The sequence below is a fragment of the Pseudomonas sp. RA_15y_Pfl2_54 genome, from assembly GCF_963971015.1.
Classification (GTDB): domain Bacteria; phylum Pseudomonadota; class Gammaproteobacteria; order Pseudomonadales; family Pseudomonadaceae; genus Aquipseudomonas; species Aquipseudomonas baetica_A.
The window spans coordinates 26,317-42,870 of the sequence record NZ_CAXAPN010000039.1; the positions used below are offsets into that span (position 1 = coordinate 26,317).

General features: G+C 59.7%; 15 protein-coding genes. 5 read left to right on the top strand and 10 right to left on the bottom strand.

Annotated elements, in window-relative coordinates; all coding sequences use genetic code 11:
• Positions 1 to 45: 45 nt before the first annotated feature.
• From zapE to AACY50_RS24550, 3 genes are all read right to left on the bottom strand, one after another.
• Positions 46 to 1,176: a cell division protein ZapE gene (zapE, locus tag AACY50_RS24540; RefSeq protein WP_339539275.1), complete on the bottom strand. Its 1,131-nt coding sequence runs from the start codon at positions 1,174 to 1,176 to the stop codon at positions 46 to 48.
• A gap of 174 nt (positions 1,177 to 1,350) precedes the next feature.
• On the bottom strand, positions 1,351 to 2,106 hold the full coding sequence (locus AACY50_RS24545) for an anti-sigma factor family protein (protein WP_339431978.1): 756 nt from the start codon (positions 2,104 to 2,106) through the stop codon (positions 1,351 to 1,353).
• Positions 2,103 to 2,609, bottom strand: coding sequence for a sigma-70 family RNA polymerase sigma factor (locus AACY50_RS24550; RefSeq protein WP_339431979.1), 507 nt, complete (start codon positions 2,607 to 2,609; stop codon positions 2,103 to 2,105). The genes AACY50_RS24545 and AACY50_RS24550 overlap by 4 nt, the downstream gene beginning before the upstream one ends.
• A 157-nt stretch (positions 2,610 to 2,766) precedes the next feature.
• Between AACY50_RS24550 and AACY50_RS24555 the strand changes: the two genes are divergently transcribed.
• Positions 2,767 to 3,861 carry a catalase family peroxidase gene (locus AACY50_RS24555; protein WP_339493746.1) on the top strand — a complete coding sequence of 365 codons (1,095 nt, stop codon included), beginning with the start codon at positions 2,767 to 2,769 and terminating at the stop codon, positions 3,859 to 3,861.
• Positions 3,858 to 4,403: a cytochrome b gene (locus tag AACY50_RS24560; protein WP_339466316.1), complete on the top strand. Its 546-nt coding sequence runs from the start codon at positions 3,858 to 3,860 to the stop codon at positions 4,401 to 4,403. Before AACY50_RS24555 ends, AACY50_RS24560 begins: the two co-directional genes overlap by 4 nt.
• 78 nt (positions 4,404 to 4,481) lie before the next feature.
• On the opposite strand, the gene AACY50_RS24565 is transcribed toward AACY50_RS24560, so the two are convergent.
• On the bottom strand, positions 4,482 to 5,633 hold the full coding sequence (locus AACY50_RS24565) for a M14 family metallopeptidase (RefSeq protein ID WP_339539276.1): 1,152 nt from the start codon (positions 5,631 to 5,633) through the stop codon (positions 4,482 to 4,484).
• A 97-nt stretch (positions 5,634 to 5,730) separates the two neighbouring features.
• Here AACY50_RS24565 and AACY50_RS24570 point away from each other — a divergent pair, with 97 nt between their 5' ends.
• Entirely contained in the window at positions 5,731 to 5,895 is a 165-nt protein-coding gene (locus tag AACY50_RS24570; protein WP_339431983.1) for a hypothetical protein, read from the top strand.
• A gap of 217 nt (positions 5,896 to 6,112) precedes the next feature.
• Here AACY50_RS24570 and AACY50_RS24575 read toward each other — a convergent pair whose 3' ends face one another.
• Entirely contained in the window at positions 6,113 to 6,451 is a 339-nt protein-coding gene (locus AACY50_RS24575; protein WP_339431984.1) for a DUF6124 family protein, read from the bottom strand.
• Positions 6,452 to 6,581: 130 nt separating this feature from the next.
• Here AACY50_RS24575 and AACY50_RS24580 point away from each other — a divergent pair, with 130 nt between their 5' ends.
• Positions 6,582 to 7,238 (top strand): LexA family protein, encoded by a 657-nt coding sequence (locus AACY50_RS24580; RefSeq protein ID WP_339539277.1) that lies wholly within the window; start codon positions 6,582 to 6,584, stop codon positions 7,236 to 7,238.
• A 39-nt stretch (positions 7,239 to 7,277) separates the two neighbouring features.
• On the opposite strand, the gene AACY50_RS24585 is transcribed toward AACY50_RS24580, so the two are convergent.
• From AACY50_RS24585 to AACY50_RS24600, 4 genes are all read right to left on the bottom strand, one after another.
• Positions 7,278 to 9,227 carry an acetyl/propionyl/methylcrotonyl-CoA carboxylase subunit alpha gene (locus AACY50_RS24585; RefSeq protein ID WP_339539278.1) on the bottom strand — a complete coding sequence of 650 codons (1,950 nt, stop codon included), beginning with the start codon at positions 9,225 to 9,227 and terminating at the stop codon, positions 7,278 to 7,280.
• The gene (locus tag AACY50_RS24590) at positions 9,227 to 10,042 is read right to left on the bottom strand and encodes a gamma-carboxygeranoyl-CoA hydratase (RefSeq protein ID WP_339431987.1); all 816 of its coding nucleotides are present in this window, start codon (positions 10,040 to 10,042) and stop codon (positions 9,227 to 9,229) included. The genes AACY50_RS24585 and AACY50_RS24590 overlap by 1 nt, the downstream gene beginning before the upstream one ends.
• Positions 10,043 to 10,158: 116 nt before the next feature.
• Positions 10,159 to 11,766, bottom strand: a complete 1,608-nt coding sequence (locus tag AACY50_RS24595; RefSeq protein WP_221730427.1) for a carboxyl transferase domain-containing protein — start codon at positions 11,764 to 11,766, stop codon at positions 10,159 to 10,161.
• A gap of 12 nt (positions 11,767 to 11,778) precedes the next feature.
• Entirely contained in the window at positions 11,779 to 12,942 is a 1,164-nt protein-coding gene (locus AACY50_RS24600) for an isovaleryl-CoA dehydrogenase (RefSeq protein WP_339431988.1), read from the bottom strand.
• A gap of 294 nt (positions 12,943 to 13,236) precedes the next feature.
• Between AACY50_RS24600 and AACY50_RS24605 the strand changes: the two genes are divergently transcribed.
• On the top strand, positions 13,237 to 14,934 hold the full coding sequence (locus AACY50_RS24605) for an AMP-binding protein (protein ID WP_339431989.1): 1,698 nt from the start codon (positions 13,237 to 13,239) through the stop codon (positions 14,932 to 14,934).
• Between the two features lie 665 nt (positions 14,935 to 15,599).
• On the opposite strand, the gene AACY50_RS24610 is transcribed toward AACY50_RS24605, so the two are convergent.
• Positions 15,600 to 16,499 carry a hydroxymethylglutaryl-CoA lyase gene (locus AACY50_RS24610; protein ID WP_339466306.1) on the bottom strand — a complete coding sequence of 300 codons (900 nt, stop codon included), beginning with the start codon at positions 16,497 to 16,499 and terminating at the stop codon, positions 15,600 to 15,602.
• Positions 16,500 to 16,554: the final 55 nt, after the last annotated feature.

Here is a 16,554-nt window from a genome sequence, read left to right on the forward strand (position 1 = left end):
TCTTCCTCTGCACTGCGATCCTCTGTGGGGCGCGATCTTTGTCTGTCAGGTAAGGAGGCGCACTTCCTGTAACTGCCCCAACCGGCTCCGCGTGCGGGCCAGGTCAATGGCATTGCCGCCCAGACGCTCAAACAGCGGCAGTTGACCGAGCAGGGTCAAGCATTTGTCCTGATCGTAGAGCACGTCGATCAGATTGATGAAACGCTGTTGCGCGGCGATCGAGCATTCAGCCAGTGCCGGTAAATCATCAATGACCCAGTGGTCGAAACGCCGGCAAAGCTCCAGATAATCCATCACCGCCGTCGGCTGTTCGCACAGGTCCTTGAAGGTAAAACCGACCCGCCGACCTTCACACAACCGTGCCTGAATTTGCCGCGTGCCGACCGCTAGGGCAAGCGCTGGAGCATCGTGTGGTGGCAGGTTCAGGACGTGGCGCTGAGCAGGCGTGGCCGGCCATACGTAGTGACCTTGCGTGAACAATTGATGCGCCTGGTTGCGCGCCTGGCTTCGGTAATCGTGCGGCCCGCCGACTTCCATGACCTGCATGCGTGAGTTGATCAGTTCGATGACGGGTTTGAAGCGAGCGTGATAGAGCGGGTTGGGCAGCAAGCCCTCAGGCGGATAGTTCGAGGTCACCAGGAGCACGATCGCGCGCTGGAACAACGCCTTGAACAACCGGTTGATCAGCATCGCGTCACCGATGTCATGCACATGAAACTCGTCGAAACACAGCACCCGGCAGTCTTGCAGCAGATCATCGAGCGTGAGGGCGAGGGCATCGTCCTGTTCACGATGACGGAACATGCCTTGATGCAATTGCGCAAAGAACTCATGGAAATGCAGGCGTCGTTTTTGCTTGATCGGCAGCGCCTGGAAAAAGCCATCCAGCAGCCAGCTCTTGCCGCGTCCAACGGCGCCGTACAGATACAGACTCGGCGGGGTAGGCGCTTTTGCGCCGAACAGCAGACTGGCCTGCTGCGCCAGACAATCGATCACGCGCTGCTGGCTGTGGCTGAGGGTGTAACCCTGGCTGTGGGCCTTGTGCCGGAAGTAGTCGCGGATCGACTGGGCGCTGTCGTCATGGCCAGCACTGGCAGGCAGGCGTTTGCCGAACCAGCGGCGTAACGCTGGCCAGCGCTGGATCAATCGCGTTCGTTTTGGCGGTCGGGCGGGCACTTTGTGGTGACTCCGTGTTCGTCAAACCGGCTCCCCGGAGCGCGGCGGCGTAGTGTAACCACACGCAGAGCACGCCTTCTACTGCAGCCGGTCGAGAGTAGGCGTTCATTGAACACAAATGTGCCTGGGCCCGCTGTATGGGGCGTGTCCGCACCCACAGGGTTATGTCGCGTTTCACAATGGCAGGGACTGCTTGAGCAGTGGGGCGACCGGCGTATCAACCGGGCTGACCATCGCATAGTTATACCCGTGCCCGGACCAGTATTCGGCCTGCAGATCCCCGTCGCTGCGGCTGCCACGCGGCAGAAAGGTATTTTTCGGTCCCGGCGGTCGCACATAAAAGCTGACTTTGTGCCCACCCCCATCCTCATACATCACCATCGCCGCCGGGCCTTCGTCGGTGCTGAGCAACCGTCCGCTGACCGGTTCGAACCCGGCAGCCTTGAGATCCGGCAAGCGACTCGCCTGCGTGAAATAACGGTCGAGCCAGCGCTGCATGTCGCCGTTACTGTCGACCTTGTAATCGGCCGGGAGCATTCCCTGCTGGGCAATCAAGCGATAGGCCTGCAAGGCGTCGGTCATCGGTAATACCGAGGTGCGCACGAGGGTCATTTCCCGCGCTTGCCAACCACTGAAACCACCCACACTGACGGCGATCAGCAACACGGCGGCGCTGGCCAGGTGTCGACGTGACTGACGTATGCGGCGCTGGCGAATCGTTGCCGGGTCAAGCGCCGGATTGGCCGGCCGCTGCAACGCGCCCCCCAGTGCTGCACGTAATTGCTGGGCGTCACGTTGCCAGGCGCGAACCTGCGCGGCTTGGTCTGGGTGATTCGCCAGCCAGGTGTCAAGCACCCGGCGGTCGGCGTCGCTGAGTTGGTGGTCGACGTAGGCGTGCAGGTCATGCTCGCTGGGAGGCAGGCTGATCATTTGAGTATCCGCAAAGAAGGGCTGCTGATTTCGCCGTCGCTGAGTTGGCGCAAGGCTTGGCGGGCGCGGGAAAGGCGCGACATCACGGTGCCGATCGGGGCGCCAAGGATCTCGGCGACCTCCTTATAGGAAAGGCCTTCAACTGAGACCATCAGCAGTAGCGCGCGCTGTTCGGTGGGCAATCTATCAAAGGCTTGCAGTGTCGACCGGGCGATGACGGTGCGCTCCGCCGAAGGTTCGGCATCGTCGCGCCCGGTGAAAAATTCGAGCATCCGCGCATAGCGTCGGGAACGGCGATGAGCATCGAGAAATTGTCGGTAGAGGATCGCAAACAGCCAGGCGCGCAGATCACCGTCGACGCGTTTGCCGCCCCAACTCGACAAGGCCCGCTCCAGGCTTGCCTGCACCAGATCGTCGGCGCTGCTGCTATTGCGCGTCAACGACACGGCAAAACGCCGCAATCCGGGAATGATTTCTCTCAATTGCTCGTCGAATTCGCTCATGAAATTCTGCTGGTCACTACGCTGTGGACTAGGGAGACGTCCACCGTCGAAGGTTATTCCACGTTCGGAAAAATAAATACCGGACTGTGGAATAAATCCCGACGGGGTGCGTCTTGCTGACTCTTCCTACTTGTGGCCGATGGTCCCGGAGTTATTCATGGTTGATCGCACTTCACCCTCAGGCGGGCCGCAGCGCCCGCCACTGAGTGCCGCGAACGTGGTACTGCGTCTGGGCGGCATTGCCGCGGTAGTCGCTGCAGTGGCCGGGGCGTTTGCCTATGTTCACGGCACCTTTGACCCACAACGTCTGACGCCCAAGGCGCTGGTCGATGTGCTGGAGAAAAACAACGGCGTGCATCCCGGATTCCGCCGCAATCATGCCAAAGGTGTGTGTGTGATCGGGCATTTCGAGAGCAGTGGCGAGGCACGGGTGTTCTCGGCTGCGCAAGTGTTCAACGAACCGCGCACCCCGGTGGTGGGGCGTTTTGCGTTGCCGGCGGGTAATCCCTATGCCCCGGACAGCAGCGTGCCGATTCGCAGTCTGGCGCTGCGCTTCACCCAGGCCAATGGTCAGCAGTGGCGCACCGGGATGAACAGCATGCCGGTGTTCCCGGTGGGCACGCCTGAGGCGTTCTATCAGTTGCTGCAGGCGCAGTCGCCGGATCCGGCCACAGGCAAACCTGACCCAGGCAAGGTGCCGGCGTTCTTCGCCGCGCACCCGGAAACTGTGCCGTTTCTGACCTGGGTGAAGACCGCCAAGCCATCGGCCAGTTACGCCACCGAAACCTATAACAGTGTCAATGCGTTCTATCTGGTGGACGCCAGCGGGAAGCGGCAAGCCGTGCGCTGGAGCATGACGCCATTGGCTAAAGACGCGGCGGGTGACAGCGCACCTGAGGGCGCTGACTTTCTGGAAAAGGATCTGGTGCAAAGGCTTGCCGCTGCGCCGCTGCGTTTTCAGTTGAATATCACGTTGGCTAACGCCGGTGACCCGGTGAACGACGCCAGCAAGGCCTGGCCCGAAGGGCGCAAGGTTGTGAACGCCGGCACCCTGGTGCTGGAAAAGACTCAGCCGCAACTGAGCGGTGAGTGCCGCGACATCAATTACGACCCGTTGGTGTTGCCAGCCGGGATTCAAGGCTCCGACGACCCGTTGCTCGCGGCCCGTTCCGCCGGTTACGCCAATTCCTATCGGCGTCGCACCCGCGAAGTCAGCCAGTTGCCCGCCGCCAAACAGGAGACTCGTCCATGAGCGCTCAACCGACTCATTTCGCGCTGTTGGCGCGACTGCTGCATTGGCTGATGGCGCTGATGATCATCGCGATGCTGTTTATTGGCGCCGGCATGGTCACCTCGGTCTCCGAACGGCATGAATGGCTGATCCACCTGCACAAGCCCTTGGGCATTGCGATTCTGCTGCTGGTGATCGTGCGTCTGCTGGTACGTTTCTCCACACGCCAGCCGCCGCTGCCGGTGGATCTGCCGGGCTGGCAGGTGATGGCTGCGAAGGCCTCGCATCTGTTGCTTTATGCGTTGATGCTGGTGCTGCCGCTGCTCGGTTGGGCGATGATCAGCGCCTCGGGCGAGCCGGTGATGCTCAGTGCATCGCTGCAGTTGCCGTCGATTGTCCCGGCCGATGCGCAGTTGTTTGCGTTGCTGCGCAGCGCTCATGGTTATCTGGCTTATCTGCTGTTTCTGACGGTGCTGGTGCACTTGGCGGCGGCGCTGTTCCATGGCTGGGTGCGCCGTGACGACGTGCTGGACAGCATGTTGCGCGGTCGCAATCGCGGTTAGCTGACCGCAATGGCGCATTGTGACGATGCGCCATTTTCCGGGACAGCCTCCGTTCCTTTGACCAGGCAAGGGAAGGGATCAGCGCAGTGTGTCGACCATGTCGGCAATGGTCGTCAGCACGTCTTTGCCTAATTGACTGGAGCGTTTGCCCGACCAGCCGGTTTGCGCGTTCGGCGCGTCGTCGTGATCCTTGAACGGCATTTCCAGGGTCAGTGACAGGCAATCGTACTTCTGGCCAACGCTGTTGCACGCCAGGGTCATGTTGGCTTGGCCCGGTTCGTCACGGGTGTAGCCGTATTTGGTCTGGAAGTCTTTGGTGGTGTGTTTCAGATGGCTGCGAAAATGTTCTTCGAGTTTCTCCAGCCGCGGCGTATACCCCGGATTACCTTCGCAGCCAGCGGTGAAGACATGAGGGATTTCCTCATCGCCGTGTACGTCGAGAAACAGATCGACGCCGTATTTTTCCATCTGCTGCTGCACGAAAAGGACTTCAGGGCTGATTTCCTGGCTGGCGCTTTGCCAGGCACGGTTCAAGTCTTGCCCCATGGCGTTGGTGCGCAGATGCCCATGGAAGGTGCCGTCCGGGTTCATGTTGGGCACCAGGTACAGATCGGCACTGGCGAGCAGTTTATTCAGCACCGGATCGTCGTGTCTTTCCAGGCGTTCGATCACCCCTTCCATGAACCACTCAGCCATGTGCTCGCCCGGGTGTTGCTGGGCGATGATCCAGATTTTGCGCTGACCTTGCGCGCCGCTGCCTTTGCGCAGTAACTGAATATCGCGGCCCTCGACACTTTTACCTGTCGCCAGCAACTCGGCGCCGGCCTTGGTCAGCGCTTGTTCGATCAGCCAGTCGTGACGGCCGCGGCTATAGGGTTCGAAATAGGCGAACCAGGCGTGAGTCTGGGTGGCTTCCAGGCAGAAACGCAGGCAGTCGCCTTCGAAAATGGTGGGTACGCGGAACCAGTTGACGTGATCGTAGGAGGCTACGGCCTGATAACCATCCCAGGCTTTGTTGTACGAAGATTGACTGGCGTTGTTGAGGCGAAACCAGTGTTCCTGACCGACGTGAAGACCGCTGGCCTTGAAGTGGAACCACTGAAAGTGGGCGCTTCGGGTGTCCGGGCGGATGGCCAGAACCGGATTGAGCGGATTGCTGATGTCGATGACTTGAATATTGCCGCTATCGAAGTTGGCACTGATGTCGAACGAAGATTTGGCCACGGTCATAATCGGTTCCTGAATATGATTTTTATGGTGGCTACTTTACACGCAAGACAGAGATGAAACCGAGGGGAAATGCGGGGTCGTGGCGGGGGCGTCCTCCATGACGCTCATGCAGCTTAGAGACTATGCGATTGATTCTCAAGCGCTAATTGCTATTAGTTTTCCCCAATGTGGCTGGGCTTCGCTTGCCAAGCGATATTCTTTTGATACTATCGGCGTCATTGAATTTGCAGCACTTAAAGACTTCATTAGCCTGAAGCCATAAGCCCGAAAAACGGGTAAAAAAAGACCCGGCAAAAAGCCGGGTCAAAAACCGTGATTAGCCTGATGAGGAGATAGTCCAGAAGACCGACCTAAGGTCTCTGGTCCATCGACTGATCTCGCGACCAGTTGCTTGCAATAATAATCATTATCATTTGCAAGTCAAATGTTTTTATCTGTGCGATTGGAAAACTCTTTCCCGCACGATCGTCCCCCGTTCCTCAGACTTCATCGCCATCGAGCGAGTGGTCAACCATCGCCCGCGCCATATCCACCATATGAACCACTGAAAACGCCAGGTCGCGATTCGCGCCTTGCAGGTTTTCCGCAGCCTTGAAAGCAGTGGCGGCCGCGCAGCGCAACAGATCGGAGGCGTGCACCAAGGCTTCTTCGCCACTGAGATGCTGTTTGACATCGAAAAAACGCTCATCGACCTCGGGTTCTGACACAGCTGGTTTCAAGTAATAATCCAAGGCTCGCTGCGCCGCGGCGTTGCCTTGTGGTGAAGTGAACGTGGTGTCCATCTGCAGATCGGGCAAGTCTTTGCTGCTGATATTCATGATGAAAGGCCGCTCCTTGTTCGATTGAAAATCCGTGCCTTCAGAATAGTACGAAACGTAGTTGTGACCACATTTTTAATACTACAATATGTGTTTTGTTGGCCGGAGGTGTCCGAGTAAGGTGCCGCACATGGATAAATGGATTGAGTTGGTCAAGGCCAAGATGAGTGAGCTCAAAATCACTCAAACAGAGCTCGGAGAGCGCGTCGGCATGTCCCAGGGGGGCATCGGTCATTGGCTGAACAAACGTCGCGAACCCGGTATCACGCAGATGAACCGCGTGCTGCAAGCGCTCGGCATGGATTTCCTTGAAGTGGTGCTGGTGATTCGTGAGCCGCAGGTGATGCCGGATGACGAGATGCCGCTGGCGCAGAAGTACAACCCGTACTTTCGTTACCCGGTCAGCGACTGGCAGACACCCTGCGAGGTGCGCGAGAACGGATCCGCCTATGCCCCGACGTCAGCCAGGCAGCGGTTCGCACTCACGGATTATCATGCCCGTGGTGCGGCGTTCTGGCTGACGGTGGCAGGGAATTCGATGACCGCTCCCAGCGGTCAGAGTATTGCCGAAGGCATGCTGATTCTGGTGGATCCAGAGGTCGAGGCCGTGCCTGGTAAGCTGGTGATTGCCCAGTGGGCGGGCAGCGATGAAGCGATTTTTCGCAAGCTCGACGAAGAGGGCGGCCAGCGTTATCTGGTGCCGCTCAATCCGACCTGGCCCAAGGCCCTGTTTACCGATGAATGTCGAATCATCGGCGTCGTGGTACAGGCTACGGCGCGTTTCTAGTCAGATCGATCCTCGCCAGGCGCAGGATCGATCCTTCACTCACGCTTCTTCCAGTTCAACCAAAGCGCTGCCTTCGCCGACCATTTCGCCTTCCTGGCAATACAGCGCTTTGATCACCCCGGCATGTGGTGCGCGGATGCTATGTTCCATCTTCATGGCTTCCAGCACCACCAGTTGCGCACCGGCCTCGACCTTCTGCCCGGGCTCGACCAATACCCGTACGATGCTGCCGTTCATTGGCGCAGTCAGACCGCCCTGATAAGTGTGGCTGGCTTCGGCCGCACTGATCGGGTCGTACGCCTCGATACGCCGCAACTCGCCATCCCAGCGCAGATACAGCGAATCTCCCTGACGAATAGCGCGCAACGCGCGACGTACGTTCTCTTGCTCAACCACCAGCGTCTCGCCCGTTAGTGTGGCGTTGCCACCTGAACTCAGCGTCAGCGCTCGATCCTGGCCCTCACAGCTCAAGTGCAGGGTGAATTCCTTCGGCAGGCCGGTGCGCAATCCGCTGTTAAGCGACCACGGCGAAGAAGGATCGTCCGCCCGCATAACGCCCGGCAGACTCTGCGCGAACGCCTGCGCCGCTGCATCCCAGAATGCCTCGCTCAACTCGCCCGGCGGCGGCATTAGCTGCTCCTGATAACGCGGAATAAACCCGGTATCCAGTTCTGCTGCCGCAAACGCCGGGTGAGCGATGATGCGTCGCAGGAAGTTGATGTTGGTTTTCAACCCGCCAATGGCGAATTCGTCGAGCATGCACAACAAACGCAGGCGCGCCTGTTCACGATCCTCGCCCCAGGCGATCAACTTGCCGAGCATCGGGTCATAGAACGGCGAAATTTCATCACCTTCTTCAACGCCACTGTCGACTCTGCGCCCCGGCCCCTCAGCCGATTCGCGATACAGCTGCAAGCGGCCAGTCGCCGGCAGAAAATCATTTGCAGGGTCTTCGGCGTACAACCTCACCTCAATCGCATGGCCGTCAAGCGGCACTTGATCCTGCGTGATCGGCAGCGTTTCACCACGGGCCACGCGGATCTGCCAGGCCACCAGATCAAGACCGGTAATCGCCTCGGTCACCGGGTGCTCAACCTGCAGCCGGGTGTTCATCTCCATGAAGAAGAATTCGCCGCGTGCGTCGAGCAAAAACTCCACCGTCCCCGCGCCGACGTAACCGATGGCCTGTGCCGAACGCACCGCCGCTTCACCCATGGCCTTGCGCAGTTGCGGCGACAGGCCCGGTGCCGGGGCCTCTTCGACCACTTTCTGATGGCGGCGTTGAATCGAGCAGTCACGCTCATTGAGGTACAGGCAATGGCCGTGCTGATCGGCAAACACCTGGATTTCCACATGACGGGGTTTGAGCAGGTATTTCTCTACCAGCATCCGCGAGTCGCCGAATGACGACTGCGCCTCACGCTGAGCGGAGGCGAGGGCTTCAGCCAGTTGACTGACGTCCTCAACCACTTTCATGCCTTTGCCGCCACCACCGGCCGTGGCCTTGAGCAACACCGGGTAACCGATGCGTTCGCAGGCGTCACGGAAGGTGTCGATATCCTGTGCTTCGCCGTGATAACCCGGCACCAGCGGTACACCAGCGGTTTCCATCAGCGCTTTGGCGGCTGATTTGCTGCCCATGGCGTCGATGGCGGACGCGGGTGGGCCAAGAAATATCAGGCCCGCCGCCTCGATAGCGCGGGCGAACCCGGCGTTTTCGGAAAGAAAACCATAACCCGGATGAATCGCTTGAGCGCCGCAGGCCTTGGCCGCCGCGATCAGTTTGTCGATTTGCAGATAACTGTCAGCCGCTTTGCTGCCACCGAGATCAACACGGATATCCGCTTCTCGGCTGTGCCGCGCTTCACGGTCGGTAGCGCTGTGCACCGCGACAGTGGTCAGGCCCAAGGCTTTGGCGGTGCGCATGACCCGGCAAGCGATTTCGCCACGGTTGGCCACCAGCAGGGTGGTGAGAACAGGTGCGCTCATCAACGCGGCTCCTTGGTGGTGGTTGCGGCTTGCCAGTTCGGCGGACGTTTTTGCAGGAAGGCACGCAAGCCTTCCTGGCCTTCGGGGCTGACGCGGATACGCGCGATGGCGTTTTCGGTGTAGCGGCGCAGGGCCGGGGTCAGTGAGCCGTTGCCGACTTCGCGCAGCAGATCTTTACTGGCGCGCAGCGCAGCGGGGCTGTTGAGCAGCAGCTTGTCGATCCATTGCTCAACCTGTTGCTCCAGCTCAACGGCCGCATAGCTCTCGGACAATAAACCGAGTTCTCGCGCTCGCTGGCCGCCAAAACGCTCGGCGGTCAGGGCATAACGACGTGCTGCGCGTTGACCGATGGCTTGCACCACGAACGGACTGATCACCGCCGGCGCCAGACCGATGCGTACTTCCGACAGGCAGAACTGCGCATCATCGGCGCCGATGGCCATGTCGCAGCAACTGATCAGGCCCAATGCGCCACCGAACGCTGCGCCTTGCACCACGGCCAGCGTCGGGATTTTCAGTTTGGCGAGGTTGTACATCAGCTCAGCCAGCTCGCGCGCGTCGTCCAGGTTGGTGTGGTAATCGAGCTCGGCCGATTGCTGCATCCAGGCCAGATCGGCGCCGGCGCTGAAGTGCCGGCCACGGCCGCGCAGCAGCAGGAAGCGCAGGCTGGTATCGCTGGCAACCTTGTCGAGGGCCAGGATCAGTTCGCGGATCATCTGGGCATTGAAGGCGTTGTTCTTTTCTGCACGGTTGAGCCACAGCGTCGCGAAACCCCGTGGGTCACTGTGCAGTTCGAGGGTGTTGAAATCGCTCATATTCGTCCATCTCCACGGTCCTTGTGGGAGCGGGCGTGCTTGCGAAAGCGTCTATTGAGTCACATCCATAGTGGATGTGCCGCCGTCTTCGCGAGCAAACCTGCGCCCACAAAACATCACATCCGGAACACGCCAAAGCGGCTCGGTTCGATAGGCGCGTTCAGTGACGCGGACAAGGCCAGGGCCAGCACATCGCGGGTCTGCGCCGGGTCGATGACGCCGTCGTCCCACAGGCGTGCACTGGAGTAGTACGGGTGACCCTGCTCTTCGTACTGGTCGAGGATCGGCTGCTTGATCTCGGCTTCCTGTTCCGCACTGAAGGCCTGGCCGCTGCGTTCGGCCTGTTCACGCTTGACCTGCACCAGCACGCCTGCTGCCTGTTCGGCGCCCATCACGCCAATCCGCGCATTCGGCCACATCCACAGGAAGCGCGGATCGTAGGCCCGGCCGCACATGCCGTAGTTACCGGCGCCGAAGCTGCCGCCGATGATCACGGTGAATTTCGGCACCTTTGCACACGCCACGGCGGTGACCAGTTTTGCGCCGTGCTTGGCGATGCCGCCCGCCTCGTATTTCTGACCGACCATGAAGCCCGTGATGTTTTGTAAAAACAGCAGTGGAATACCGCGCTGGCAGGCCAGTTCGATGAAGTGCGCGCCTTTTTGCGCGGCTTCGGCGAAGAGGATGCCGTTGTTGGCGAGAATCGCGATCGGATACCCGTGCAGATGTGCGAAACCGCACACCAGCGTGGTGCCGAACAGCGCCTTGAATTCATCGAACACCGAACCGTCGACCAACCGCGCAATCACTTCGCGCACATCGAACGGTTGCTTGGCGTCCGCCGAAACCACGCCATACAACTCGTCGCTGGCGTACAGCGGAGCAATCGGCGTGCGCTGCTGCACTTCGCCGAGTTTGCGCCAGTTGAGGTTGGCGACGCTGCGGCGGGCGAGGGCGAGGGCGTGTTCGTCGCTCTCGGCGTAATGGTCGGCGACCCCGGAAATCTTGCAGTGCACATCGGCACCGCCCAGCTCTTCGGCGCTGACCACTTCACCGGTCGCGGCTTTCACCAGCGGCGGGCCGGCGAGGAAAATCGTCGCCTGATTGCGCACCATGATCGCTTCATCGGCCATCGCCGGCACATACGCGCCGCCCGCCGTGCACGACCCCATCACCACGGCAATCTGCGCAATGCCCATCGCGCTCATGTTGGCCTGGTTGAAGAAAATCCTCCCGAAGTGCTCGCGGTCCGGGAACACCTCGTCCTGACGCGGCAGGTTGGCGCCGCCCGAGTCCACCAGGTAAATGCACGGCAGCCGGTTCTGCTGGGCGATGGTCTGGGCCCGCAGGTGTTTCTTCACCGTCAGCGGGTAGTACGAGCCTCCTTTTACGGTCGCATCGTTGGCGACGATCATGCATTCGACGCCTTCCACGCGGCCGATCCCGGCAATCACCCCGGCGGCTGGCACGTCCTCACCATAAACGGCGTAAGCCGCGAGTGGGCTGATTTCCAGAAACGGCGAGCCCGGATCGAGCAAGCGGTTGATCCGCTCACGCGGCAGCAGTTTGCCGCGTGAGGTGTGACGCTCCTGAGCTTTCGCGCCGCCGCCCTGGGCCACTTGGGCGAGCAGGGTGTGCAGGGCGTCGACTTGTTTGAGCATCGCTGCGCTGTTGGCGGCGAATTCCGCTGAACGAGGATTGAGCTGAGTGTGCAGGGTAGCCATGGTCAGCTCCGTTTAGCGGGTTTCGTTGAACAGTTCGCGACCGATCAGCATGCGACGGATCTCACTGGTGCCTGCGCCGATTTCGTACAGCTTGGCGTCACGCAGCAGGCGGCCAGCCGGGAATTCGTTGATGTAACCGTTGCCGCCAAGAATCTGGATCGCGTCGAGGGCCATTTGCGTGGCGCGCTCGGCGGTGTAGAGGATCACCCCGGCGGCGTCCTTGCGCGTGGTTTCACCGCGTTCGCAAGCCTGAGCCACTGCATAGAGGTAGGCACGGCTGGCGTTCAGTTGGGTGTACATGTCGGCGACTTTGCCCTGGATCAGCTGGAATTCGCCGATGCTCTGGCCGAACTGCTTGCGGTCGTGGATGTACGGCACGATCAGGTCCATGCACGACTGCATGATCCCGGTCGGGCCGCCGGACAGTACGACGCGTTCGTAATCGAGGCCGCTCATCAGGACTTTCACGCCGCCGTTGAGGGCGCCGAGGATATTGTCTTCCGGCACTTCGACGTCATCGAAAAACAGCTCGCAGGTGTTGGAGCCGCGCATGCCGAGCTTGTCGAACTTGTTGCTGCGGCTGAAGCCTTTCCAGTCACGCTCGACGATGAACGCGGTGATGCCGTGCGGGCCTTTTTCCAGATCGGTCTTGGCGTAGATCACGTAGGTGTTGGCGTCGGGGCCGTTGGTGATCCAGGTTTTGCTGCCGTTGAGGACGAAGCGGTCGCCGCGTTTGTCGGCGCGCAGCTTCATCGAAACCACGTCGGAGCCGGCATTCGGCTCGCTCATCGCCAAAGCACCGACGTGCTCGCCGCTGATCAGCTTGGGCAGGTATTTGATTTTCTGTTCGTGGTTGCCGTTGCGGTTGATCTGGTTGACGCAGAGGTTGGAATGCGCACCGTAGGACAGCGCCACCGAGGCCGAGCCGCGGCTGATTTCTTCCATCGCGACCACATGCGCCAGATAACCCAGGCCTGCACCGCCGTATTCTTCCGGCACGGTGATGCCGAGCAGGCCCATGTCACCGAACTTGCGCCACATGTCGGCCGGGAACAGGTTGTCGTGATCAATCTGCGCAGCACGCGGGGCGATCTGATCGGCGACAAAGGACTGAACCTGATCGCGCAGCATGTCGATGGTTTCACCGAGGGCGAAGTTCAGGGATGGGTAGCTCATGGGTCACCTTTTGGCTTTTTTGTAGGGTGGGGAGGGCGGTCGGCTCTCACCTTTACGTTAACGTAAGCCTGCGATGAATGACTGTCAATCACCCTTTACGTTAACGTCAACTTGAGCGAGAGTAGGAGTCGTTCAAGATCGAAAACGGATTGTCTTTTGTGGGGCGAGCTTGCTCGCGAAGGCGGTGGTTCAGTCGCCATATTGGTTGAATGACACACTGCCTTCGCGAGCAAGCCCGCTCCCATCAAAAATAGAACTCCGGTAAACCCACTAATAAAGACAATAGGGGTCATCATGGATCAACCCAGTGCAAACCCGCAGCGCAGCTACACTCGCGGCTCCCAGGAGCAAGCTTTGCTGGCGATGACCATCGGTCAGCAGTTCGACCAGACTGTGGCGCAATACCCGGACGGCGAGGCGCTGGTGGTGCGTCATGAGCAGTCGCGCTATTCCTGGCGGCAACTGGGGGAGGCCGTGGATCTGCATGCCCGGGCCTTGCTCGCATTGGGATTGCAGACGGGTGACCGCCTCGGTATCTGGGCGCCGAATGGCGCGCAGTGGTGCATCACGCAAATCGCCACGGCAAAAATCGGTGTGATCCTGGTCAACATAAACCCGGCCTACCGCAGCTCCGAACTTGAATACGTATTGAAGCAATCCGGCTGCCAATGGCTGGTCTGCGCCGGGTCGTTCAAGTCCTCCAACTACCACGCCATGGTGCAGGGGCTGGCGCCGGAACTGGCCGAGCAATCCATCGGCCAGTTGCGCAGCGAGCGCCTGCCGGATTTGCGCGGAGTGATCAGTCTCGATGCGCAGCCGCCCTCAGGTTTTCTGCCGTGGTCGCAACTGGCCGATCTGGCAGCCAGTGTCCCCCTGGAGCAATTACGCGACCGCAGCAACAGCCTGCACTTGGATCAACCCATCAACATCCAGTACACCTCCGGCACCACCGGTTTTCCCAAGGGCGCGACCCTCAGTCACTACAACATCCTCAATAACGGTTACATGGTCGGCGAAAGTATTGGCCTGACGCCCCTTGATCGGCTGGTGATTCCGGTGCCGCTGTACCACTGTTTCGGCATGGTCATGGGCAACCTGGGCTGCATCACCCACGCCAGTACGATGATTTACCCCAGTGACGCCTTTGATCCGCTATTGACCCTGCAAACCGTCGCCGAAGAGAAAGCCACCGGGCTGTACGGCGTGCCAACCATGTTTATTGCCATGCTCGATCAACCGCAGCGCGCCGGGTTCGACCTGTCGAGCCTGCGCACCGGGATCATGGCTGGCGCCACGTGTCCGATTGAAATCATGCGTCGGGTGATCAACGAAATGCACATGAGCGAAGTGCAAATCGCTTATGGCATGACCGAAACCAGCCCGGTATCGCTGCAAACCGGTCCAGATGACGAACTGGAACTGCGCGTGACCACCGTCGGCCGCACCCAGCCGCAACTGGAAAGCAAGATCATCGATGAGGCTGGCAACCTCGTACCCCGAGGCACCATCGGCGAACTCTGCACTCGCGGTTACAGCGTAATGCTCGGTTACTGGGGCAACCCGCAAGCCACGGCCGAGGCCATCGATGACGCGGGCTGGATGCACACTGGCGATCTGGCGAGCATGAATGACGAGGGTTACGTGAACATCGCCGGGCGTAACAAGGACATGATCATCCGGGGTGGCGAAAACGTTTATCCGCGCGAGCTGGAAGAATTTTTCTTCACCCATCCAGCAGTGGCGGACGTGCAGGTAATCGGCATTCCCTGTTCGCGTTACGGGGAAGAGATCGTCGCCTGGATCAAATTCCATCCCGGTCACAGCGCTTCGCAGCTGGAACTGCAAACCTGGTGCAAGGAGCGCATCGCGCACTTCAAGACGCCGCGGCACTTCAAGTTCGTGGAGGAGTTTCCAATGACGGTGACCGGCAAGGTCCAGAAATTCAGGATGCGCGAGATCAGTATCGAGGAGTTGAGAGAAAAGCAGGCCTGAAAACATTCAACGGTGGGGGCAGGATTGCACGCGATAGCGCAGTGTCAGAAACATAGGTGTCGACGGAACCTGCGCCTTCGCGAGCACGCCTGCTCCCACAAAAGGTCGGTTGTGAAACAAGAATGGCAGAAAGCACAAAGGGGAGCCGAGGCTCCCCTTTAATTTTGTCGTCGCGTGCTCTTTTTATTATTGAGGCTCGGTCTGTTGTTGTTTTTAGCAACCGTGGCCTTCTACCGCTTTTTTGGCGACCCCCATCCGGGGTCAAGAGCAAACGTATTTTTTTGAGCGCTGATTTGCTTTCTCGTTAAACGATCCAACCGATTCGGGAGCTACCTGAAGGTAGTTTTATTGTTCTCTGCCCGGTTGCGGGTCACTCCTGAGAGCACCCTGAAAAGCACACCTTCTCCAAAAAAATCTGTTAGCTGCGTCTCTGCCGTGTTGTTCTTGTTATGTCAGAGTCGGTACGTCTTATTTTTATTGGTTTGCTGCTTTTTATTCTTGTTATGCCATAGAGATAGCAGAACGCGTGCCAACTTTCAAAAAGCTATATAAATCAATAGCTTGGCGTTTCTCTTGTTTTTTTCGTTCTGTCAAAGCCAGACAATTTGTTTCCGTGTTACTCGTTTAAGCCCACATTGGCGACACCGCGGTAACACCGTCCCTCATTACTGTGCGCTACGTGCCTTGGCCACACGCGAACCGCTCGGGCGACCGAGCACCGCGCTGATCTGCTGGCCTGCGTCAATCAAGGCGTCCAGGTCGATACCGGTTTTGATCCCCAGGCCGTTGAGCAGGTACACCACGTCTTCGGTCGCCACGTTACCGCTCGCGCCTTTGGCGTAAGGGCAGCCGCCGAGTCCGGCGATAGAGCTGTCGAACACCGCAATGCCTTCGAGCAGACTGGCGTAGATGTTGGCCATGGCCTGGCCGTAAGTGTCGTGGAAGTGCCCGGCGAGTTTGTCCCGTGGCACTTGTGCCGACACCACGTCGAACAGACGCCGGGTCGCGCCAGCCGTGCCAGTGCCGATGGTGTCGCCCAGCGATACTTCATAGCAGCCCATGGCGTACAACTCCCGGGCAACCATGGCCACTTGCTCTGGCGCGACCGTGCCTTCATAAGGGCAGCCAAGCACGCAGGAAACGTAACCGCGCACGGTAACGCCGTGTTGTTTCGCCGCATCCATGATGGGGGCAAACCGCGCCAGGCTTTCACTGATCGAGCAATTGATGTTGCGCTGCGAGAACGCTTCGGACGCGGCGGCGAACACCGCGACTTCCTTGACCCCGGCCGCGATAGCGTCTTCGAAGCCGCGCAGGTTCGGCGCCAGTGCGCCGTAGGTCACGCCGGGTTTGCGCTGGATCTGCGCGAAGACTTCGGCAGAACCGGCCATCTGCGGGACCCATTTGGGCGAGACGAAACTGCCGACTTCTATATAGCCCAGACCTGCGGCGCTCAGGGCATCGACCAGTTGCACCTTGTCAGCGACGCTGATGGGCTGGGCTTCGTTCTGCAGGCCATCGCGAGGGCCGACTTCGATCAGGCGTACTTCGGAGGGGAGGGACATTGGGCGGACCTGTTCTTTTGAATTCGAGATGACCCCCTCGTGGGAGCGGGGAGAT

Coding starts and splice junctions, on each gene's coding strand:
- AACY50_RS24545 (WP_339431978.1), bottom strand. CDS start 2,106: ATGATCAGCCTGCCTCCCAGCGAGCATGACCTGCACGCCTACGTCGAC.
- AACY50_RS24550 (WP_339431979.1), bottom strand. CDS start 2,609: ATGAGCGAATTCGACGAGCAATTGAGAGAAATCATTCCCGGATTGCGG.
- AACY50_RS24555 (WP_339493746.1), top strand. CDS start 2,767: ATGGTTGATCGCACTTCACCCTCAGGCGGGCCGCAGCGCCCGCCACTG.
- AACY50_RS24560 (WP_339466316.1), top strand. CDS start 3,858: ATGAGCGCTCAACCGACTCATTTCGCGCTGTTGGCGCGACTGCTGCAT.
- AACY50_RS24565 (WP_339539276.1), bottom strand. CDS start 5,633: ATGACCGTGGCCAAATCTTCGTTCGACATCAGTGCCAACTTCGATAGC.
- AACY50_RS24570 (WP_339431983.1), top strand. CDS start 5,731: ATGACGCTCATGCAGCTTAGAGACTATGCGATTGATTCTCAAGCGCTA.
- AACY50_RS24575 (WP_339431984.1), bottom strand. CDS start 6,451: ATGAATATCAGCAGCAAAGACTTGCCCGATCTGCAGATGGACACCACG.
- AACY50_RS24580 (WP_339539277.1), top strand. CDS start 6,582: ATGGATAAATGGATTGAGTTGGTCAAGGCCAAGATGAGTGAGCTCAAA.
- AACY50_RS24585 (WP_339539278.1), bottom strand. CDS start 9,227: ATGAGCGCACCTGTTCTCACCACCCTGCTGGTGGCCAACCGTGGCGAA.
- AACY50_RS24590 (WP_339431987.1), bottom strand. CDS start 10,042: ATGAGCGATTTCAACACCCTCGAACTGCACAGTGACCCACGGGGTTTC.
- AACY50_RS24595 (WP_221730427.1), bottom strand. CDS start 11,766: ATGGCTACCCTGCACACTCAGCTCAATCCTCGTTCAGCGGAATTCGCC.
- AACY50_RS24600 (WP_339431988.1), bottom strand. CDS start 12,942: ATGAGCTACCCATCCCTGAACTTCGCCCTCGGTGAAACCATCGACATG.
- AACY50_RS24605 (WP_339431989.1), top strand. CDS start 13,237: ATGGATCAACCCAGTGCAAACCCGCAGCGCAGCTACACTCGCGGCTCC.
- AACY50_RS24610 (WP_339466306.1), bottom strand. CDS start 16,499: ATGTCCCTCCCCTCCGAAGTACGCCTGATCGAAGTCGGCCCTCGCGAT.